We start from the raw sequence: 20,012 nt of genomic DNA, 5'->3' as shown, positions 1-20,012 counted from the left end.
CGCTGCGCGCCGTGCCGCCGCTGATCCGCGAGACTCTGGAGTTCGCCGGGGTGGGGGTGGAGGACATCGACCTCTGCGTGATGCACCAGGCCAACGCCTTCATGCTGGAGCATCTGCGCAAGAAGACCAAGTTTCCGCCGGAAAAATTCCTCGTGGACATGCACGACTTCGGCAACACCAGCTCCGCCTCCATCCCGCTGGCGGTCAGCCACCGGCTGGGCGAGGCGCTGTCCACCGGCACGCGCAAGATGCTGCTGGCCGGCTTCGGCGTCGGCTGGTCCTGGGGCGCCGTGGTCGCCGACGTCGGGCCGATCCCCGCGCCGGAGGTGCAGGAGATTCCCGACGACTTCCCCCTGCTGACGCCCTGAGCCGCCGGACCATGCGCAACCCGCTCGACCTCACGGGACGGCGCCTGCTGGTGACCGGGGCCTCCGCCGACAGCGACATCGGGCGTGAGATCTGCCGGACGCTGGCCGGGCTGGGGGCCGCCCTCACGCTGGTCGGCCGCCGCGCCGATGCGCTGGAGGCCACCCGCGCCCTGCTGGACGGGCCGGAGCGGCACGGCGTCGCCCCCTTCGACCTGACCGACCTCGACGCCATTCCCGGCTGGATGAAGGGGCTGGCGGAGGCCGGCGGCCCCTTTGCCGGGCTGGTCCATTCCGCGTCGGAGCAGGGCTATTCCGTTCTGCGCCAGGTCAACCGGGCGCAGTTCGACCGCTATTTCACGCTGAACGTCGGAGCGTCGCTGATGCTGGCGCGCGGCTTCCACCAGAAGGGCGTCGTCGCGCCGGGCGGCGGGTCGATCGTCTATGTCGGCTCGGTCGCCGGGCTGAAGGGCCAAAAGGGCCGCTCGCTCTACGCCGCGAGCAAGGCGGCGCTGGTCTCGGTGGCGCAATCGCTGGCGCTGGAACTGGCCGACAAGCGAATCCGCGTCAATGTGGTGGCCCCGGCGGTGGTGCTGGGCGCCAAGGCGGAGAAGCAGTTCGCCATGCTGCCGGCGGAGCAGAACGCCGCGCTCGCCGCCGCCCACCCGTTGGGCTACGGCGCGCCGCAGGACGTGGCCGACGCCGTGGCCTATCTGCTGGCCGACAGCGGGCGCTGGGTGACCGGGACGGTGCTGCCCGTGGACGGCGGCTTCACCGCGGGGTGACCGCCTCCGCCAGAGCCCGCGCGATGCGCAAGGCGCCCTGGCCATCGACGATCCCCGCCAGCTTGTCCGCCATGATCCGCCGCCGCGCCGGATCGGCCCAAAGCTCCAGCGCCACGTCCGCGATCCGCTCCGGAGCACCTTCGGTCTGTCCGGCCACCAGGGCGCACCAGCCCAGAGCCTCCGACTGGCGGGCGGCCTCCAACTGGTTGTCGGCGATGGTGACGAGGACGGCGGGCGTGCCGATGGCCGCCAGTTCCCCCGTCGTGGTGCCTGCCGCCGAAACGGCCAGCCCGGCCTGCGCCATCAGGCGACCCATGCGCGGCGTGTCGCGGTGCAGCCGCACGCTGTCTTTGAAACACTCCGCCGCGGCATCAACCGCGGCCACGTCGCGCACCGCCCCGCCGACCGCCACATCTAGCCAGACGCCGGGCGGCAGGCGCGGCGCGAGACGTTCGATCACCGGAGCCGTCAGCCCCAGCGGGTCGGAGCCGCCGAAGGTCACCAGCAGGCCGCCGCGTTCCTCAAGCGGTAGCTTGGCCGCCGCCGCGGCCTCCCGCACCTCCCGCCGCAGCGGTGCATAGTTTGGGCCGAGCAGCAGCCGGGCGTCGGGGTTGCCCTTACGGTAGGGCAGCGACGCGGCGTCCGGCGCGGCGTTGACGATCAACCCGGCGTGGATCGGCTCCCCTGTCCCGGCGTCGTCGAAAGCCAGGATGCGCAGCCCCGTCCCGTCCAGCCCGGCCCGCCAGCCTTCGGAGAATCCATAACCGTCCAGCACGATGGCCGCGGTGCCGGCTTCCGCCGCGATGGCGCGCGTCGCGGCGAGGTCGGCGGCGCTGCCAGGGGCCGCGTCGATCCGGTGAACGGCCATGCCGGCAGCGCGCAGACGCTCGTCCAAAGCCGGCGGCAGGCTCGCCGCGGCGAACAGTGCATCGCCGCCCAGTTCCTGCACCGCTTCCGCCACGGCGAGGCAGCGCATGACATGCCCGGCCCCGATGGAGGCCCCGGCGTCGGCGCGGAACAGCACCCTCACGGGCCGTCTCCCGGCCTTCAATGCAGGGTCGGCGCGTTCGGCCCGGTGGGGCGCAGCCGCGTGCGGGCCGAGGACAGGCAGAAGGCATGCCAGTAGAGCGCGACCAGGGCGCCCGGCATGCTGTCCAGCTCATGCCCCGGCAAAGCGGTGATGTTCGCCGCGTGGGCCATGGCGGCGTTGGCGGCGTTGAGGCTGTGCTGCGCCGCCGGACCGATCAGCGCCAGCGTCTCCGCCAGCGCGCGGGCGTCGAGGCGCAGGGTCGCCGGGGCGACGGTCACCTGGGCGGTCCCATCACGCAGGCGCCCGATGGCGATGTAGGCCTCCAGAAGGTCCAGCCGGTCCTCCGGGCGAATCACCGCGGCCACGACGCGGTTGCCGGTCAGCGGGCCGGTGCCGTCGAATTCGAACACCACGGCGCGCTCGGCCTGCCGGGCCTCGGCCAGCGCGGCGGCGCGCTCCCCGGCGGAGACTCCGGCCAGCCGCATCGCCTCCTCGAACATCTCCGGCCGCCCTCCGCCCTCGGCGTGGACGACCAGCGGGGCGTCCATCGTCGCGGCGATGGCGAGACGGCGCGCCATGATGTTCACCGCCTCCTCCGCCGCGTCGTCCGACGGCGTGTCCTGCAGCAGTTCCGCGCCCTTGCGCAGCATCACCTCGGCGAAGCTGATGTCCGGGGCGGTGTCTGGGGTCATGGCGCGGTCTCCGTCGAAAGGGGTCGGCTGTTGTACGCCAGCATCACGCGGGTTCTCAATGGTCGCCGCCATCAATGGTAACCGATGGCACCCGTCACCTTGCCGCGGAACACCCAGTAGCTGTAGGCGGTGTAGACCAGGATCGTTGGAATCAGGAAGGCCATGCCGATCAGCAGGAAGACCTGCGTCTCCGGCGGGGCCGCCGCCTGCCAGATGGTGATTCCCGGCGGGATCAGCACCGGCCACAGGCTGATCGCCAGCCCCAGATAGGACAGGGCGAACAGCCCCATGGCGAAGGCGAAGGGCAGCGCCTCCCGCCCCTCGTCCAGCGCCCGCCACAGGCCGAAGGCGAGGAAGCCGACCATCAGCGGCACCGGCGACAGCAGCAGGATGTTGGGAACCGAGAACCAGCGCGCGGCGATGGAGGCGTCCAGGAAGGGCGTCCACAGGCTGACCGCCGCGACCAGAACCAGCACCACGATCAGCAGCCGCCGCGCCACGCGGAAGCACCAGTCCTGCAAAATCCCGATGGTCCGCCAGATCAGCCACGTGCTCCCCAGCAGCGCGTAGCCGGCGATCAGGGCCACGCCGCAGAACAGGCTGAAGGGAGTCAGCCAGTCCAGCATGGTCCCGGCAAAGTTGCGCCCCTCCACCTCGATCCCCTGGATGAAGGAGCCGAGAACCACCCCCTGCGCGAAGGTGGCGAGCAGCGAGCCGAGGAAGAAGGCCTTGTTCCACAAATGGCGGCTGCTCCGCGCCTTGAAGCGGAACTCGAAGGCCACGCCGCGGAAGACCAGGGCGATCAGCATCACCAGCAGCGGCAGATACATCGCCGGCAGGACGACGGCGTAGGCGATGGGAAAGGCCGCGAACAGCCCCGCCCCGCCGAGGATCAGCCACGTCTCGTTGAAGTCCCAGACCGGCGCCACCGAGTTCATCATGACGTCCCGCGCCTCCTCGCTGGGGGCGAAGGGGTAGAGGATGCCGATGCCGAGGTCGAAGCCGTCCATCAGCACATACATGAAGACGGCGAAACCGACGATGGCGACCCAGGCGAGGGTCAGCAGGCTGCCTTCCATGGACGTCACTCCGCGGGTTCGATGGATTCGCCGGGAACCGACAGGGGCCGCTTCGGCTGGTGGCCCTGCGCCACCGCGGGAATCTCCAGATCCTCGTCGGTCAGCCGCGCCGGGCCGATGGTCAGCAGGCGGAACAGGTAGTAGGTCCCGGCCCCGTAGATGATCGTGTAGACCACCATGAACACGATCAGCGAGGTCAGGACCGCCCCGCCGGTCAGGGCCGGAGTCACCGCGTCCGCCGTGCGGATCATCCCGTAGACCACCCAGGGCTGGCGCCCGATCTCGGTGGTGAACCAGCCGGCGAGGATGGCGATGAAGCCCAGCGGCATGCAGCCGACCAGAACCTTGTGGAACCAGTTCGGGCTGTAGAGCCTCCCGCGCATCCGTTGCACCAGGTGAATCAGCGCCACCGTCAGCATGATCATGCCGATCGCCACCATGATGCGGAAAGTCCAGAACAGGATCTCCGGGTTGGGGCGGTCCGCCACCGGAAAGTTCTTCAGACCGGGGACCACCCCGTCCCACTCGTGGGTCAGGATCAGGCTGGACAGGGCGGGAATGGCGATTTCCGCGTGGTTGGTCTCCGCCTCGTTGTCGGGGATGGCGAACAGGATCAGCGGCGCCCGCGCCCCGCCTTCCCAATGCCCCTCCATCGCGGCGATCTTGGCCGGCTGGTGCTCCAGCGTGTTCAGCCCGTGCAGGTCGCCGAGGAAGATCTGCAAGGGCGCCAGGACGGTGATGAGCGCCAGTGACATGCTGAGCCCGACCCGCGCGTGGTCCAGGAAGCGGTTGCGCAGCAGGTAGAAGGCGCTGATGCCCGCCACCACGAATCCGGTGGTCAGGAACATCGCGGTCAGCATGTGGGCCAGCCGGTAGGGGAAGGAGGGGTTGAAGACCACCGCCCACCAGTCGGTGACGAAGAACCGCCCGTCGCGCAGTTCCGCCCCCGCCGGGGTGTGCATCCAGCTGTTCGCCGAGAGAATCCAGAAGGAGGAGAGGACCGTCCCCGTCGCCACCAGCACGGCCGCCAGGAAATGGATGCCCCGTGGCACGCGGTCCCGCCCGAACAGCAGGATGCCGAGAAAGGCGGCCTCCAGGAAGAAGGCGGTCACCACCTCGTACTGGATCAGCGGCCCCAGAACGTTGCCGACGATGTCGGACCAGCGGCTCCAGTTCGTGCCGAACTGGTAGGTCATCACGATTCCCGACACCACGCCCATGCCGAAGGAAATGGCGAAGATCCGCGTCCAGAATTCCGACAGGCTGCGGTACAGCGCCTTGCCGGTGATCAGCCACCGCGCCTCCAGAACCGCGATCCAGCAGGCCAGCCCCACCGTAAAAGAGGGAAAAAGAATGTGAAAAGAAATCACGAAAGCGAACTGGATTCGTGACAGAAGGAGCGGATCGAGGTCCATGGCCGCGGTCCTCCGTTGGCGGTCACAGGGCCGATTGCAGCCGGCCCGACCCGACCCCCAACGCGGCCCATTCCAGGGAGTTCCCATTTTCCGGTTGCGGATACTTTCTTTCCCCCCACCTCTTGAACCGCGCCCGCGACCTCTTATTTCTAAGCTCTTGCCGACATCCACACATTCACGGCCGGCCCTGGGCCACAGCCGATCCCACCCCGCTCCGATGGCCCCGCCGGCCAGCCGGGCCGGGGGCCATCGGTCCATTGCAGGGTGTTTCCCGAGGATGCCGGAATCAGGAGAAGCTCTTTGACGGAACTGGCAGTTTCTGGCGAACCCCTCACCCTCTTTCTAAAAGAAACCCGCAAGTACGACTACCTCACCCCCGAGCAGGAACGCGACCTCGCCATCCGCTGGCGGGAGCGGCAGGACCGCCGCGCCCTCGACAAGCTGATCGGCAGCCACCTCCGGCTCGTTTTCAAAATGGCCCGCGGCTATCAGGGCTACGGCCTGCCGCTGTCCGACCTGATCGCCGAAGGAAACGTCGGCGTCATGCAGGCGGCGCAGAAGTTCGACCCCGACAAGGGGTTCCGCTTCGCTACCTACGCGTCCTGGTGGATCCGCGCCGCGATCCAGGAATATGTGCTGCACAACTGGTCGCTGGTGAAGATCGGCACCACGGCGGCCCAGAAGAAGCTGTTCTTCAGCCTGCGCCGGCTTAAGGCGCAGCTTCAGGACGCCGAGAACGGCACCTTCGGCGGCGATCTGTCTCCGGAAGCGGTGGAGAGCATCGCGACGACGCTGGACGTCTCCCAGGCCGACGTGATCGAGATGAACCGCCGGCTGGGCACCGACCGCTCGCTGAACGCCACCCTGGCCGAGGATGGCGACAGCGAATGGCTGGACCTTCTGGCCGACGAGAGCCCCGACCAGGAGGCGATCCTGGCCGGTGCGCAGGAGCGCAAGCGCCGCCAGCAGTTCCTCAAGCTGGGGCTGGGCGTTCTCGACGACCGCGAGCGGCAGATCCTGGTGGCCCGCCGCCTGCGCGACGAGCCGCTGACCCTGGAGGAGCTGAGCCAGCACTTCCACGTCTCGCGCGAGCGCGTGCGCCAGCTCGAGGTGCGCGCCTTCGAAAAGGTCCAGAAGGCGGTGATGGCCCAGGCCCGGCAGATTCCGGTCACCACGGGCAAGGCGCTGCTGCCGGTTTGACCGGCGGCAGCCCAACCACGGTGCGTTACGGCGTGACGAAGCGCGGCGGCTCCGGCAGCACGGAGGACCGCCGCCGCACGCCGCGCAGCGCGTGATCCACCGCGGCGACCTGTTCCTCCACCGAAATCAGGATCTGCGACGTGACCTCCAACGCCCGGTCCTCATAGACCCAGACATTCGGATGACGATCGCTCCAGGCGGCGACCGTCCGGTCGCGCTCATGCAGCAAGCTATGGATCTGTGGCCGGAACAGCCGCATCATCGCGGTGATCCAGCGGTTCGCCGGCCAGGACGGACGGGCGTGATCCACGGTGAAGCTGTCGAGCATGCGGATCACGTCGTCGGCCGCGTACCACGTCTCCCCCGTCACCCAGCGGTTGGTCGTGAACAGGCGCACCGGCTGCCCCGCCGCATCCATGGCGATTCCCATCAGATGGGACAGCGCGTCGTTGGGGTTGTCCGGCTTCTCGTAATCCCTCAAGGGCACCGGCTCCATGCCCGGCGGCATGCCCAGCGGGCGCAGGAAGGTGTGAAAATGCCCATGCTCGCCCTCGGGCCGCTCGTCCTCGGGGTGGCAATGGTAATAATATTGCGCATGATACTCGGCGTCGTAGACGTCGCCCGGCGGGTAGTGGCGCCATTCGTAGAGCGTGCCGTGCCCGCGCAGCAGCTCCCCCACCACCGTGTCGCCGGTCTTGGCGAGCACGCGCTGGCACAGCCGGACCTCCCGCGCGGCCTCCGACATCGCCTGCAATTCGTCGCGCGAAAGCTCCGAAAGCTCCATCATCGGATGCTCTGCCCCGTCAGCCCCTGCCCGTCCCAGATCCCTATTACGTATGAGGCTTTGTACGCATAGCAAGCGCTTTCCTCAACGGGAGCCCGCCGAACCAGTCCGACCGGCGTCCGCACGGAACACCGCCTCGCCCCGCCGCAGGGTCCAGTCGACCAGCGCGCCTTCCACCTGACCCAGCGCCGTGTTGAAGGCCGTGATCACGTCGGTGAAATCCGACCCGCGCACCGGGACCACGGCGTCGAAGGTCTCGCCCGCCTCGATGGTCCGGTTGGGCATGGCGACCAGCTTGGCCGACAGCCGCACCCGCACCCGGTCCGGCGCCGAGGCGCTGGCGTCGCTGAATTCCGCCTGGAAGTCGCGCAGTTCGGTCTTCAACAGGAAGTCGGAGCGCAAGCCCGCCGAATCCCGCCCGACCGAGACGATCCGCCGGCTGTCCTCGAAGGACTGGACGATCAGCCCCTGCACCATGTTCGGCGCCCGGTCGGCCCAGGACACCCCTGCGAAGTAGTCGAGCGCGGTGGCGGAACGGGTGACCGCGATGCGCGGCGTGTCGATCCCGGCGCTGGCCGCCGGAGGCTCCACCAGCAGCTGCCAGCGCACCGGCGGCAGCCCGGTCTCGGCCACGGCTCCCGGCGTCAGCGTATAGAGGTTGGGCGCGGTGGGATTCAGCGCCGCGCAACCGGTCATCAGGCCGACCGCCAGCAGCGCCGCCCCCACCCCCTTCATCAAACGGCTCGTCACCAAGCGGCTCATCATCGTCCACGCACCTCCACGCCCTGGCGGGTTCCGCCGAACAGGAAGTTCGACGGGTCGTTCTCGATCCGCGTCACGACGCGGGACAATTGCCCCGACAGGTCGCGCAACTGCGAGATCAGCAAGGTCAGGTCATACAGCCCGCCATCGGTGAAGTCGCGGATCGCCCCGCGGTTCTCCCCGATCATGGCGTTGAGCTGGTTGGCGGTCTTGTTCAGCGACCCGGCCAACGTGTGCAGATCGCCGGTCACCGTCTTCATCCCGCCTTCCACCGCGGCCAGCGTGCGCTGCGCCTGGTCCATGGTGTCGCCGATCTGCGGTCCGACCGTCTCGAAGCCCTGGAGCGTCCGGTTGGCCTGGGCGAGGGTCGTGTCCAGCCCCTGGCTGGCGCGGGCCAACTCGCCGGTCAGGTCGCGGGTGTTCGCCAGAATCTCGGCGATGGCCGCCTGGTTCTGCGGGGTCAGCAGATCCGCCACCCGGTTGGTCAGGTCCAGCGCGCGGTTCAGAAGCTGCGGGGCGGCGTCGACGAACACCGTCAGCGAGGACGGGCGCGACGGGATCACCGGAATGCCCCCGTCGTGCGCGGTGCGCAGAAGCTCGCTCATCTCCGTTCCGCCGGAAATCTGGACATAGGCGCCGCCGGTGATGCCCTGGACCTCCAGCGAGGCGATGGAGTCGGTCTTGATCGGCGTGCCTTCCTGCACCTCGATCCGCACGCGCACGCGGCTGACGTCGTTGGGGTCCAGGCGGATGTCGGTCGCCGTGCCCACGGGGATGCCGCGGTAGCGCACCGGGCTGCCCTCCTGTAGGCCGGTCACCGAGCCGGTGAAGTAGATGTAATAGGGCTGGCGCGTCTCCTCCAACTGGATTTTGGCGACCCAGACCGTGAAGACGAACAGGCCGGCAAGCAAGGCCAACACGAAGCTGCCCACGAGGATGTAGCTGGTGCGGGTTTCCATGGCGTCCGGTCAGCTTTCTGCATGGCGCGCGGCGCGGCCGCGCGGTCCGTGGAAATAGTCGTGAATCCAGGGATGCGGGTCGCGGAGATGCTCCTCCAGCGTGCCCACGCGAATCTTCTTGTCCACCAGCACGGCGATGCGGTCGCAGATGGAGGTCAGGCTGTCCAGGTCGTGGGTGACCATGAAGACGGTCAGCCCCAGGCTGCGCTGGAGGTTGCGGATCAGCTGGTCGAAGGCGGCGGCGCCGATGGGGTCCAGCCCGGCCGTCGGCTCGTCGAGGAACAGGATGTCGGGGTCGAGCGCCAGAGCGCGCGCCAGCCCGGCGCGCTTGATCATGCCGCCCGACAGCTCCGACGGGAACTTCGCCCCGGCGTTGGGCGGCAGGCCGGACATGGCGATCTTGACCCGCGCGATCTCCGCCGCCAGCGCCGCCGAGAGGTTGGTGTGCTCGCGCAGCGGGACCATGACATTCTGCGCCACGGTCATCGAGCTGAACAGCGCACCGTTCTGGAACAGCACGCCGGTGCGCGCCTGGAGCGCCACACGCTCGCGCTCCGGCAGGTCGGCGGTGTCGCGTCCCAGCAGCTCGATCCGGCCGTCCGCCGGGCGGATCAGGCCGAGGATTTCCTTCAGCAGAACCGACTTGCCGGTGCCGGAGCCGCCGACCACGCCCAGCACCTCGCCCCGCCGCACGTCGAGGTCGAGCCCGTCATGGACCACCTGCGGGCCGAAGCGCGTGACCAGCCCGCGCACGCGGATCACCGCGTCCTGCGCACCGGTCCGTTGGTCATCGTCGAAAGGCGCCACGGTCCCTCACAGCCTGAGGAAGGAGAACAGGACGGAGAACACTGCGTCCAGGACGATCACCAGGAAGATGGACTCCACCACCGACTTGGTGGTCAGCGTGCCCACGCTCTCGGCGCTGCCGGAGACCTTCAGCCCCTCGTAGCAGCCGACCATGGCGATCACCAGGGCGAAGACCGGCGCCTTCACCAGTCCAACCAGGAAATGCGGCAGCGTGACGGCGCCGTGAAGCTGGCGGATGAACTGCCCGAAGGTGATGTCCAGCGTCGCGTAGCTCATCACCGCGCCGCCGAACAGCCCCATGATGTCGGCGTAGAAGGCCAGCAGCGGCAGGGTGATCATCAGGGCCAGCGCGCGCGGCACCACCAGAAGCTCCACCACGTCCAGCCCCAGCGTGCTGATGGCATCCACCTCCTGGTTCACCTTCATGGTGCCGATCTGCGCGGTGAAGGCCGAGCCGGAGCGCCCCGCCACGATGATGGCGGTCATCAGGATGCCGATCTCGCGCAGGATCGACACGCCCAGCAGATTGACCACGAACAGCTCCGCCCCGAAGCGGCGGAGCTGGTCCGCCCCCTGGAAGGCCAGCACCACGCCGATCAGGAAGGACAGCAGCCCGAGGATCGGCAGGGCGTTCAGACCGGTCTGCTCGATGTGGAACATCACCGAGCGGAAGCGCAGCCGCCGCGGATTCACGATCAGCCGCCCGAAGGTGATGGCAATGAGGCCGAGGAAGGACAGCAGGTCCCGCCCCTCGCGCAGCCCGTCCACGGCGGTGCGTCCGGTGCGCTCCAGCATGTCGAGGATGGGGCGGTGCGTCTGCGCCCGCTCGACCGGCGGTGGGCCGACCTCTCGCACGGCCTCGAACAGGGCCGCGTGCTCCGGGCGGATGGCGGACAGATCGACGCCGTGGCCCGCCGCCTTCAGCCGGTCGGACAGGGTGGACAGCAGATAGGCCCCAACCGTGTCCATGGCGTCCAGCCGCGACAGGTCGAGGCTGACCGCCCCGCCACCATCCAGCGCGAAGCCGTCGAGCGTAGCCGACAGGGAGCCGGCGGCCTGCAAATCCCAATGGCCGAGAGCCGTCAGCCGCCACTCACCGTCGCCGGCGCGCGACGATTCCAACCACGCCCTTTCGCGCGCCATGCCCCGTCCTGCCCTTCCCTTCCGGTGCCGCCATGCGGCGATGCTCATGCTTGTGGAGAGGAACTTGGCCGCAAGCCCCCCCGATGGTCAACCTCAAGCCGGGGAAAAACAGCCGCACAGCGGTGGTTTGCACGCGGACGGCCGCCCCGATAGTATGGCGCCGCCGTTGCACAGGAACCTTTTCACCATGCCGAACTCCATCGATCTGAAGAACCACATCCGCGGCATCGCCGACTTCCCGAAACCCGGCATCCTCTTCTACGACATCTCCCCGCTGCTGGCTCACGCCGAGGCGTGGAAGGAAGCGGTGGACCAGCTCGCCGAGGCGCTGCGCCCGCACAAGCCGGAGCTGCTGGTGGGCATCGAATCGCGCGGCTTCCTGATCGCAGCCCCGCTGGCCCTGGCGCTCGGCACCGGCTTCATCATGGTGCGCAAGCACGGCAAGCTGCCCGGCGACAAGGTCGCCCACTCCTACGACCTGGAATACGGCACCGACACCATCGAGGTTCAGGCCGACGCCGTGAAGCCCGGCCAGCGCGTGGTCGTCCTGGACGATCTGCTGGCGACCGGTGGCACCATGGCCGCGGCGATCAGCCTGCTGCGCCGCGTCGGCGCCGACGTCCGCGCCGCCGCCTTCCTGGTCGAGCTGACCTTCCTCAACGGCCGCGACAAGCTGGACGTGCCCAGCGTCTCGCTGATGAGCTACGATTCGTAAAAGCGCCTTCCGGAAAGGCGTCTGCCCATCCTTTAAGCACCCTCTCCCGCCCCGGGAGAGGGTGGCGCCGAAGGCGCCGGGTGAGGGTCGCCCAAGGATCAAGGCACTGATTCTCGGCGTCACCCTCGCCCTTCCCGCGCGTTGCGCGGGCCCCTTCCCTCTCCCGGGGCGGGAGAGGGACCATCGCGACGGCCATCCGCCAGTCATGGCACAGCGCTTGCGAGAGTTTCCGGTCACAGTTGCTCGGCACGGCGCTCCATGACCCATATGGCCCCGGTGATTCTCGAACAGCCGCCCCTCCTGGCCGTCCGGCCTCCCGAAACCGTCTCCATGCGGACGCGCGACGGCTTGCGGCTGGACGCCGACCTCTACCGTCCCGACGGGGTCGGACCCTGGCCCGTCCTGCTGCTGCGTCTGACCTGCGGGCGGCGCACGGCGATGACCAGCCATTACGCGCACCCGCGCTGGTACGCCGCCCGCGGTTATGTCGTCGTGGTGCAGGACGTGCGCGGGCGCGGCACGTCGGAGGGCCGTTTCCGCCCCTTCGAGGCGGAGCGCGAGGACGGCGCCGACGCGGTGGCCTGGGCGGCCTCCCTGCCCGGCTCCAACGGCACGGTCGGCATGTACGGCAGCGGCTACGCCGGAATGGCGCAGCTCCTGGCCATGGCCGAGCGGCCCGACGCGTTGCGCGCGGTGGTTCCGGCGCTGGCCGGCTGGGACGTCTTCACCGACTGGGCGACGGAGGGCGGCGCCTTCCGGCTGGCCGACGCGATGGGCTGGGCGCTGCACTGCGCGGCGGAGTCCGCCCGCCGGCTGGAGGATGGCGCAGCCTACCGCGCGCTCCTGGAGGCGATCCGCAGCCTGCCGCTGGACGACGAGATCCCGTCCCGCCCGCGGGTGCTGCGGGACTATGCGCGGCACTGCCATTACGACGACTGGCTGACCACGCCCGGCCCAGGCGGAAGCTGGGACGAGCTGTCACCGCGCAACGCCCTGTCCGGTGGTATCGGTGAGGTCTCCGTCCTTCAGATCGGCGGCTGGTACGACCCGCGCCTGACCGGCACGCTGGCGGCGCACGACGCCCTGTCCGCCGGCGGCGACGGCACCGTCCGCCTGCTGGTCGGCCCGTGGGATCGCCACGGGGTGGCGGTCCATGCCGGGCTCGACCGCCTGACGCCGTCCGACGTGCCATCCTTCGACGCCGTGCAACTCGGCTGGTTCGAGCGCTTCCTGAAGGGGGAGATGAACGGAGCGGAGCGCGGCGGCCCGATCCGTCTCTTCGACGCTCTGGAACGCCGCTGGCGCGACCTGCCGGTCCTGCCGCCCGCCGCGCACCCGCTGCATCTGTCCAGCGACGGCCTCGCCACGCGGCGCAACGGCGCCCTAAGCGGTGACGCGCCGGACGAAGCCTTCCTCGACGTGCTGGTTCACGACCCGCGCGATCCGGTGCCCACCGTGGGCGGTCATGCCGCGCCCGACGCCGGTCCGCACGACCGTGCCGCCGCCGACGCCCGCCCCGACGTGGCGGTCTACGACACCGCTCCGCTCACGGCGCCGCTGACGTTGTCCGGTCAGGCCGCCCTGGAGATCTGGGTGGAGGCCGACGCGCCGTCCTTCGACGTCAGCGCCGTCCTCTCCGCCGTGCTGCCCGACGGGCGCGTCCTGCCGCTCAGCCAGGGCCACGCGAGGGTGGAGCCGGGCGGCGCGCAGCGCCCCATGCCGGTGGCCCTGCGCGCGCTTTGCGCGACCCTGCCCGCCGGAAGCGCGCTGCGCCTCAGCCTTGCCGGGTCCTGCTTCCCGGCCTACCCCGTCAATCCGGGGACTGGGGCGGAGCCGGGCGAAACGCGGCTGGTCGACGCGCAGCCGATCACCCTGCTGATCCACGGCGGCGGCGCTCGCCCGTCGCGCCTGCTGCTGCCGGCCCGGGTCTGACCGTCAGATCCTCTCAGGGGCGCCGGCCATAGCCCTCCTCATGGGCGTCGCCGAAGGCACCCTCGTCCTCATCGTCCGGCTCGAAGTCGCGGAGCGCGCGGGCGGCGCTGCGCAGGCACAGGTTCAGGCTGCGGTCGAGCAGGCGCATCATCAGGTCGCGGAACGGCGTCTTGTCGCCGAGCGACCAGGCACGCTCCACCATCGCGGCGTACATCTCGCGATCCTCGTCCGTGACCACCACCGGCGGGAAGCCGGCGCGGTTCAGGATCAGGTTGCACAGCAGAAGCGCGGTCGCGGCGTTGCCCTGGAAGAAGGGGCGGACGCTCATCAGCCGGTGATGCGCCTCGAAGGCGGCCTCCGGCCCCGCTTCCGTCCGGCGCAGCCAGCCGGACAGCGCCGACATCGACACCCGCACCTTCGCCGGATCGGGGGAGGCCCCGGCGTCGTCCTTCAGCGCGCCGTCCCGGTAGCGCCCCGCGTTCGTGTCGATCCCCTGGTACAGCACGCCATGGAAGGCCGCGATGGTGCGCTCCGTCACCACCCCGCCACCCTGGAAGGATAGGCGGGCCATCAGCTCCAGCGCTGCGCGGTGGTTGAGCGCGAGGCGCTGCGGCTCGGCCGGACGGCTGCGCAGCACCGCGCCGCGGTCCAGCACCATGCGGATGTCGTCGGGGGACAGTTCCACCCCCTCGACGAGGAGGCAGGCGGTGGTCAGGCCGCGCTCGAAGCGGTCCGCCAGATCGCGGACCACCGTCAACGGCATCGGCCGGGCGTCGTCCAGAACCCGCTTCTTTTCCAGAATATCGTCCAGCAGCGCCATCGTCCCGAACTCCGCAGATCCCTGGCATTTTCATAATGCCTGGACGGCGCGCGGGGAAGCACATCCTTTGCCGGCCCATAAGCTCAACAGGGTACGGCACAACCTCCGGCCTGCGGTTTTTTGCCGCTTGTGCCGCCGCTGTTGCCGGTTTTAACATCGCAGCACAAGATTTCCGCGGCCCCTATACTCGCCTGACCCGGCCCTCTGAAAGGATTGATCCGATGCAACATGTTGCCTGGGATAAATCGATGAGCGTCGGCGTCGAAGTTCTCGACGACGACCACCGAAAATTGCTCGACATGTTCAACCGGCTATTGAAGGCCGGCATCGCGGAGAAGGACCGCGCCAGCCTGTCCGGGCTGCTGGGGGGCTTGCAGGAATACACGACTGTGCATTTCAAGCGGGAGGAGGCGCTGATGGAGCAGCAGGGCTATCCCGGTCTCGACGCCCACCGGGCCGCGCACCGCTATTTCATTGACGAGGTGCAAAAGCTGACCCTGGACGATGACGACAGCAATGAGATGATGCTGCGCATCGATCTGATCCTGCTCCTGAAGGAATGGTTCATCGAGCACATCCAGTCGGTGGACAAGCAGTACAGCCCCTTCATGGCCGAAGACGCCGGCACCACCACCACCGCCCATTGAGCGCACGCGCGAAAGCCCCCGCACCGGATGGAGCGGGGGCGTCTCGTCAGCGCCTCGAAGGCCGGCACCCGATCAGAAGGCCATATCAGAAGGCCATGGTGCCGCCCGGCTCGCGAAGGCGCAGGTTGTTCTGGACGTGACGGACGCCGGAGATGGCGTCGGCCAAATCCTCGGCACGGCGCTTTGCCATGCGGTCGTCCACCGTGCCATCCAGCGTGACCTCGCCACCCGACACGGACACCGCAATGTCGGTCGCGTCGAGATAGGGGTCCTCGGTCAGCCGGTCGTTCAGATCATCGCGGATCCGCTCGTCCGACCGGGTGTAACCCCGCGGACCGCGACCGCGGAACTGGGCGCGGCGCTCATCCTCCTGGCGGCGACGTTCGGCATCGTCGTTGCCGAACCAGGAGGCGACCTCGTCACCCGCCTGCTCCCAGAAATTACGCTCCCGCGCCATGCCGATGGGCTCGTCGCGATGGCGCTCACCCCGCATCCGGCCATCCGACCCGCGGTCGTCGCGATGCCATCCGCGCTCGGCGTGGCCCCAATCGCTGCCCCAGCGGCGACCGGGATCGCGCCCGCCGGAACCGCCGTTTTCGTAGTCACTCCGGGGATAACCGCCTGCGCCATAGGCGCCGCGCCCAAATTCGTTGCGGTCGCGGACGTCGCGGCGGTCGTCCTCGTCCACGTTGCGGGCCTCGTCCTTCCACCGGTTCTCGTACTGAGACATCGTGCCAGACTCCCGTTCGCCGTTGCCCGCCGCCCGTCCGGACGGCCCTTTTGCAACAGGACGGCGCCGGGCTGCGTTCCCCTTTTGGCGCATCGCCGGAGTGCCCGCACAATCTGGCACGCGGATTGCTGCATTGCACACAGTCATCCACGCAGCCTTGGCCCCGGTCCTCCCTTCGGATCGGGGCTTCTTTTTTTCCGGCAGGGGAGTTAAGCCGCGCTGACCCAGTGGCGGATCGGGCTGCGCGACAGGGCGGAGTTGCTGTAGGCCGCCCGGTGCGTGATCTCCGCCCCCACCCAGTCGGGAAGCGGAACGACCTGATCGGGATCGGACAGTTCGACCTCGGCGATCACCAGACCAGCGTTCTCGCCGCCGAACACATCGATTTCCCAACAGAGACCATGATGGTGGACTAGGTAGCGGGTCTTCTCGATCAGGCCGCGCCGGCAACTGTGGCGCAGCAGGCCCAAGGCAAGGTCGAGGGGCAGCGGGTGTTCGACCTCCTCGCGACACAGGCCGCGGCGGGGACCTTTGACGGTCAGCGTGGCGTCCGGACCGGCCACCCGGACCCGCACCGTCCGGCCATCGTCGGAGGGAAGATAGCCCTGGACGATGGACAGGCCGTTTCGGCACAGAGGACGGATGTCCCTCCGGACCAGAAACCGCCGTTCGATCTCAACCGCCATGATATCGGCCTTTCGGCTTATCGGACACCGCTGAGGATAATCGTCCGCCACGCTGCGGCGCAACCATGCCTCATACGCATGAAGTCCATTCCTGTGTTGCGGTATTACCATTTGGACACATCACCGAACAAGCGCCGACGACGTTGCTCCCGCCGCTCCGTGGTGGGAGCGGCCACCCGTTCTGGGGTAGCATGCCGCCATGGCACAAGACTTCGCACCCTGGCTGATCCTGGTCGCCCTCTATGGCGCGCCTCTCCTTCATGTGATGCTGTCACGGCGCGGCGGCCCGTGGCGCCCGCCCCCCGGCACACGCTGCCCGTTCGGCCCGCGCGCCGGCTGGGTGGTGATGGTGCTGATCCTGGGACCGATCGGCTGGCTGATGTTCGTCATGCGCAACGGGCGCCGTTCCCGTCCCGGCCGCAGCCCCGGAGCGTGACGCCCAGGAGCCGGTGGCGGAACGGGAACGGCGCCCGCGCGCTGGGTCGCCCGGACGGGTTTCCCGTCAGATACGGCCCATCAGCAGCAGCACGATCAGGACCAGCAGCAGCACGCCGAGGATACCGCTCGGGCCGTACCCCCAACCGCGGCTGTGCGGCCAGGCAGGAACCGCGCCGATTAGAACGAGAATCAAAATGATGAGCAGAATGGTGCCGATACTCATGGCGTCCTCCCAAATGTGGAGCTTTCGCTGAGTAGAACGCGAGCTTGGCCGGCTGGTTCCGGCTCCAAGCCTGTTCTTTGGCGCCCACCCCCTCCATTCGTGGCAACGCTTCCCTACCCTTCCGGTCTTCCAGAAAATCCCGTGCCCAATGGTTCACAAGGGTGGCCCGGTGCGGCGACTCGGGCGCTCCCACACCTTCGTCAGGAGCGCCAGCTTGCTTCGCCCCGGCAGCCGCTCGTCCGACAGCGCCTCCAGGAAGTCGGCCAGCCGCTTGGACCGCATTACGCTGAAGGCAATCAGCCCGACCGTCGCCAGCAGGACGAACAAAAAGAACAGAACGCGCGCCGGCAGCGGGTCGTCGGCCATGGCGAGCAGGTTCATGCCGAGGAATCCGGTGACCAGCGTGCCGATGGTGCTGACCACCGTGACCACGGTCAGCCGCAGCACCGTGTTGGCTTGGCGCCGCAGCCCATCGCTGTCGAGGTAATCGGACATGTCCTGAACCTCGTCCCGCACCTCGGCGTAGAGGCGGTCGGTGCCGAGATGCCCGGCCCACAGGCGGAACAGGTCGCGCAGCGGTCCCTGGATCGAAAGCTCATGGAACCAGTAGCGGTGGGTGAAGCGCAGGAAGATCTCGAACACCTGCCGGATGTCGCGCTTGAACCGCTTGACTGACTCCACGGTGCCGATGTCGAGTTGGCTGACCGCCAGCACCAGCCGGTCGGACAGCATCACCAGCGCCGCCCGGTGGAAATGCACGACCAGCCCCAGCAGGAAATACTGGTGCCGGAACTGGCCGAGCAGCCCGGTTTCCGCGTCGGTGAAGAAGGCGTCGCCCTCCGGCCCCACCATGACCAGCGAATGGCCGCAGCACAGGATGCGGCTGCGCGTCCAGGCGCCGGGCGCCCGCGGATCCCAATAGCGGTCGTAGCAGTAGCGCTGCTCGAACCCCTCCAGGAAGGCGGGGGCGAAGGGCATCACCTCGCTGGGTCCCAATCCGGGCGACGTGGCGAAGCCCAGCCGCACCCAATCCGCCCGTTCCAGCCGTTCCGGCTCGTCCAGCGACAGATAGGCCATGGCCGGCATCCGCTGATACTCGAGCTGGCGATAGCGCAGCAGCCCGGCCTCCTCCGAATGGTGGTGGACCAGGGGACGCAGAAGGAACGACCAGTGTGCGGCGATGCGCGGCGCCCGGTGGCGGCACACGAAGGACAGGTAATCGGCCTTCCGCTCATAGTCGGAGACGGCGAGCACGGCACCGTCGGCGCCGAGCCATTCGACGCGGTGCGGGCACTGCGCGGCGCTGCCGTCCGGCTCCCAGGCGGGTGGATAGGTGCGGCCCAGCCGGAACAGCGTATCCTGCACGCGGTCCAGCGGCAGATTCTCGCCGAACAGTTCCACCCCGAGGATCGTCACGTCGACGTCGTGGAAGAAATAGAGATCGACATGGGCGATGGCCAAGCGCACCGGCGCCTGCCCCCGCCGCAGGGTGACCGCCAGCGCCGCCACGTCGCGCCGTCGGAAGACGCGGATCGGAGAGCCGCCATAGCCGGGCCGGTGGTCGCGCGCCTGCCCCTCGCCATAGAGGAAGCGCTGCACATAGGGCAGGAAGGACACGAACTCGCTGTAATGGCGCTCGCTGAATTCGCCGGGGTCCTGGGTGAACTCGTCCGCCACCTCCTGCCAGGGGCAACCCGGCCCGCCCAGCCACTCCCAATGGTTCTGGATCTGCGCGCCCGCCTTCAGCGGCATCAACTGCACCGGCCACAGCAGGATTTCGCGAAACCGGCGCACGCGGATCGGGCTCTCGTCCATGGCGCCCCTCCCCCCTTGTCCTTCTTTTCCCACATACTACCAGAGTCCGGACCGGCGAAAACGCGGCACCAAAGTGGGATTGCCGGGCGTTCGCACCGTCCCATCGAACCGGACCATTAACCAGGACGAAAGCCCGGCCCTGGTAGCGTCCCCCGTTCAGATCATGCGCCGGAGGAGGATTGAATTGCCGATGACGCGCCGGATCGGGCTGTTCCTGCTGGTGGCCGGGCTGGGAACGGTCACGTCCGCCCTGGCCGTGGAGGCCCCCCCTGTCTCCAACACTGTCTCCAACACTGTCTCGGACACCGTCTGTGCCGGAGAAGGCGCCGGGCGGCGCTGCACCGTGTCCACTGTCCAGCCCTTCGCCGACAACCGGGGCGGCCTTGGCGAACTGAGCATCAGCGTGGTGCGCGACGTGGCCTGCACCTCCCTCTACATCGTGCTCGACGAGCCCATCACACTCGCCCACCCCGTCACCCTGGCGGTGGACGGCGCCCCGGCGCAGCGCTTCTACACGCCACGCCAGCTTTCCGAACTCGCCGACGCGCTCGATGACGCAGGCCCGACCGACGCGGCAGCGGAAGGGGGGGCGCCCGAATTCACCCGCTTCCTGCGTCAGGTGGCCGAGGGCGCCATCGCCGACGAGGACGCTGGAGCGGAGATGCTGAGCCGCTTCGCCGCGATCAAGGAGCCGCGGCGCATCGGCCTGACCTGCGGCCCGATGGAGCGTCTTCTGCCGCTGATCCGCTCCGACCGCCGGCTGCGGCTGGAGTTCCAGAAGCAGGCCAGCGGCGCGACCCAGGTCTATCACTGGCCGCGGCTTGACCGGCGAACCGTTGAATTCCGGCTGGGCGGCCTGCTGGAGGCGCTGGACCGCGCCATGCCCGGCTCCTGATGCCACCATACGGGTTAACCACTCCGGCCGCTTGACGGCACCCACTCTTTCCAGTCCGACTCGCCCCTTGTGGATGAATGGGCGAACCCG

General features: G+C 68.9%; 22 protein-coding genes. 8 read left to right on the top strand and 14 right to left on the bottom strand.

Annotation, left to right across the window (positions count from 1 at the left end; all coding sequences use genetic code 11):
• Positions 1 to 368, top strand: a 368-nt coding sequence (locus tag GBZ26_RS07050; RefSeq protein WP_282184316.1) for a 3-oxoacyl-[acyl-carrier-protein] synthase III C-terminal domain-containing protein, incomplete at its 5' end; no start/stop codon positions are given.
• 11 nt (positions 369 to 379) lie between these two features.
• Positions 380 to 1,150, top strand: coding sequence for an SDR family NAD(P)-dependent oxidoreductase (locus tag GBZ26_RS07045; protein WP_035678945.1), 771 nt, complete (start codon positions 380 to 382; stop codon positions 1,148 to 1,150).
• Here GBZ26_RS07045 and pseG read toward each other — a convergent pair.
• The 4 genes from pseG to GBZ26_RS07025 all read right to left on the bottom strand — a co-directional run bounded on the left by pseG (position 1,137) and on the right by GBZ26_RS07025 (position 5,366).
• Positions 1,137 to 2,180, bottom strand: coding sequence for a UDP-2,4-diacetamido-2,4,6-trideoxy-beta-L-altropyranose hydrolase (gene pseG, locus GBZ26_RS07040; RefSeq protein WP_174438227.1), 1,044 nt, complete (start codon positions 2,178 to 2,180; stop codon positions 1,137 to 1,139). The genes GBZ26_RS07045 and pseG overlap by 14 nt on opposite strands.
• A 17-nt stretch (positions 2,181 to 2,197) precedes the next feature.
• Entirely contained in the window at positions 2,198 to 2,872 is a 675-nt protein-coding gene (locus GBZ26_RS07035) for a hypothetical protein (protein WP_174438226.1), read from the bottom strand.
• A gap of 71 nt (positions 2,873 to 2,943) precedes the next feature.
• A complete protein-coding gene (gene cydB, locus GBZ26_RS07030; protein ID WP_174438225.1) occupies positions 2,944 to 3,951 on the bottom strand; it encodes a cytochrome d ubiquinol oxidase subunit II in 1,008 nt (335 codons plus the stop codon).
• 5 nt (positions 3,952 to 3,956) lie between these two features.
• Positions 3,957 to 5,366 carry a cytochrome ubiquinol oxidase subunit I gene (locus GBZ26_RS07025; protein WP_174438224.1) on the bottom strand — a complete coding sequence of 470 codons (1,410 nt, stop codon included), beginning with the start codon at positions 5,364 to 5,366 and terminating at the stop codon, positions 3,957 to 3,959.
• A gap of 300 nt (positions 5,367 to 5,666) precedes the next feature.
• Between GBZ26_RS07025 and rpoH the strand changes: the two genes are divergently transcribed.
• The gene (gene rpoH, locus GBZ26_RS07020) at positions 5,667 to 6,566 is read left to right on the top strand and encodes an RNA polymerase sigma factor RpoH (protein ID WP_174438223.1); all 900 of its coding nucleotides are present in this window, start codon (positions 5,667 to 5,669) and stop codon (positions 6,564 to 6,566) included.
• A gap of 25 nt (positions 6,567 to 6,591) precedes the next feature.
• On the opposite strand, the gene GBZ26_RS07015 is transcribed toward rpoH, so the two are convergent.
• From GBZ26_RS07015 to GBZ26_RS06995, 5 genes are all read right to left on the bottom strand, one after another.
• Positions 6,592 to 7,353, bottom strand: coding sequence for a DUF6969 family protein (locus GBZ26_RS07015; protein ID WP_174438222.1), 762 nt, complete (start codon positions 7,351 to 7,353; stop codon positions 6,592 to 6,594).
• A gap of 81 nt (positions 7,354 to 7,434) precedes the next feature.
• A complete protein-coding gene (locus GBZ26_RS07010) occupies positions 7,435 to 8,100 on the bottom strand; it encodes an ABC-type transport auxiliary lipoprotein family protein (RefSeq protein WP_174438221.1) in 666 nt (221 codons plus the stop codon).
• 11 nt (positions 8,101 to 8,111) lie between these two features.
• On the bottom strand, positions 8,112 to 9,071 hold the full coding sequence (locus GBZ26_RS07005) for an MlaD family protein (RefSeq protein ID WP_174438220.1): 960 nt from the start codon (positions 9,069 to 9,071) through the stop codon (positions 8,112 to 8,114).
• A 9-nt stretch (positions 9,072 to 9,080) separates the two neighbouring features.
• Positions 9,081 to 9,878, bottom strand: a complete 798-nt coding sequence (locus GBZ26_RS07000; protein ID WP_174438219.1) for an ATP-binding cassette domain-containing protein — start codon at positions 9,876 to 9,878, stop codon at positions 9,081 to 9,083.
• A 6-nt stretch (positions 9,879 to 9,884) separates the two neighbouring features.
• The gene (locus GBZ26_RS06995; RefSeq protein WP_035678925.1) at positions 9,885 to 11,021 is read right to left on the bottom strand and encodes an MlaE family lipid ABC transporter permease subunit; all 1,137 of its coding nucleotides are present in this window, start codon (positions 11,019 to 11,021) and stop codon (positions 9,885 to 9,887) included.
• 199 nt (positions 11,022 to 11,220) lie between these two features.
• Here GBZ26_RS06995 and GBZ26_RS06990 point away from each other — a divergent pair, with 199 nt between their 5' ends.
• Both GBZ26_RS06990 and GBZ26_RS06985 read left to right on the top strand, forming a co-directional pair.
• Positions 11,221 to 11,736, top strand: coding sequence for an adenine phosphoribosyltransferase (locus GBZ26_RS06990; RefSeq protein ID WP_035678983.1), 516 nt, complete (start codon positions 11,221 to 11,223; stop codon positions 11,734 to 11,736).
• 258 nt (positions 11,737 to 11,994) lie between these two features.
• Positions 11,995 to 13,668 (top strand): CocE/NonD family hydrolase, encoded by a 1,674-nt coding sequence (locus GBZ26_RS06985; protein WP_174438218.1) that lies wholly within the window; start codon positions 11,995 to 11,997, stop codon positions 13,666 to 13,668.
• Positions 13,669 to 13,681: 13 nt separating this feature from the next.
• Here the strand turns inward: GBZ26_RS06985 and GBZ26_RS06980 are convergent, their stop codons facing one another.
• Positions 13,682 to 14,488, bottom strand: a complete 807-nt coding sequence (locus GBZ26_RS06980) for a Fic family protein (RefSeq protein ID WP_174438217.1) — start codon at positions 14,486 to 14,488, stop codon at positions 13,682 to 13,684.
• Between the two features lie 221 nt (positions 14,489 to 14,709).
• On the opposite strand from GBZ26_RS06980, the gene GBZ26_RS06975 reads away from it, so the two are divergent.
• Positions 14,710 to 15,135, top strand: coding sequence for a bacteriohemerythrin (locus tag GBZ26_RS06975; protein WP_174438216.1), 426 nt, complete (start codon positions 14,710 to 14,712; stop codon positions 15,133 to 15,135).
• 85 nt (positions 15,136 to 15,220) lie between these two features.
• Here GBZ26_RS06975 and GBZ26_RS06970 read toward each other — a convergent pair whose 3' ends face one another.
• Positions 15,221 to 15,865: a BON domain-containing protein gene (locus GBZ26_RS06970; protein ID WP_174438215.1), complete on the bottom strand. Its 645-nt coding sequence runs from the start codon at positions 15,863 to 15,865 to the stop codon at positions 15,221 to 15,223.
• 209 nt (positions 15,866 to 16,074) lie between these two features.
• A complete protein-coding gene (locus GBZ26_RS06965) occupies positions 16,075 to 16,551 on the bottom strand; it encodes a CYTH domain-containing protein (protein ID WP_174438214.1) in 477 nt (158 codons plus the stop codon).
• 199 nt (positions 16,552 to 16,750) lie between these two features.
• On the opposite strand from GBZ26_RS06965, the gene GBZ26_RS06960 reads away from it, so the two are divergent.
• Complete coding sequence (locus tag GBZ26_RS06960; RefSeq protein WP_174438213.1) at positions 16,751 to 16,987, top strand: hypothetical protein; 237 nt, start codon at positions 16,751 to 16,753, stop codon at positions 16,985 to 16,987.
• Between the two features lie 66 nt (positions 16,988 to 17,053).
• On the opposite strand, the gene GBZ26_RS06955 is transcribed toward GBZ26_RS06960, so the two are convergent.
• Both GBZ26_RS06955 and GBZ26_RS06950 read right to left on the bottom strand, forming a co-directional pair.
• Entirely contained in the window at positions 17,054 to 17,212 is a 159-nt protein-coding gene (locus tag GBZ26_RS06955) for a DUF3309 family protein (protein ID WP_014198602.1), read from the bottom strand.
• A 153-nt stretch (positions 17,213 to 17,365) separates the two neighbouring features.
• A complete protein-coding gene (locus GBZ26_RS06950) occupies positions 17,366 to 19,027 on the bottom strand; it encodes a CorA family divalent cation transporter (RefSeq protein ID WP_174438212.1) in 1,662 nt (553 codons plus the stop codon).
• A gap of 190 nt (positions 19,028 to 19,217) precedes the next feature.
• Here GBZ26_RS06950 and GBZ26_RS06945 point away from each other — a divergent pair, with 190 nt between their 5' ends.
• Positions 19,218 to 19,922, top strand: coding sequence for a hypothetical protein (locus GBZ26_RS06945; protein WP_174438211.1), 705 nt, complete (start codon positions 19,218 to 19,220; stop codon positions 19,920 to 19,922).
• The last annotated feature ends 90 nt before the right edge of the window (positions 19,923 to 20,012 follow it).

The organism is Azospirillum formosense (assembly GCF_013340925.1).
Classification (GTDB): Bacteria; Pseudomonadota; Alphaproteobacteria; order Azospirillales; family Azospirillaceae; genus Azospirillum; species Azospirillum formosense.
This window is presented reverse-complemented; position numbering and strand designations above follow the sequence as displayed.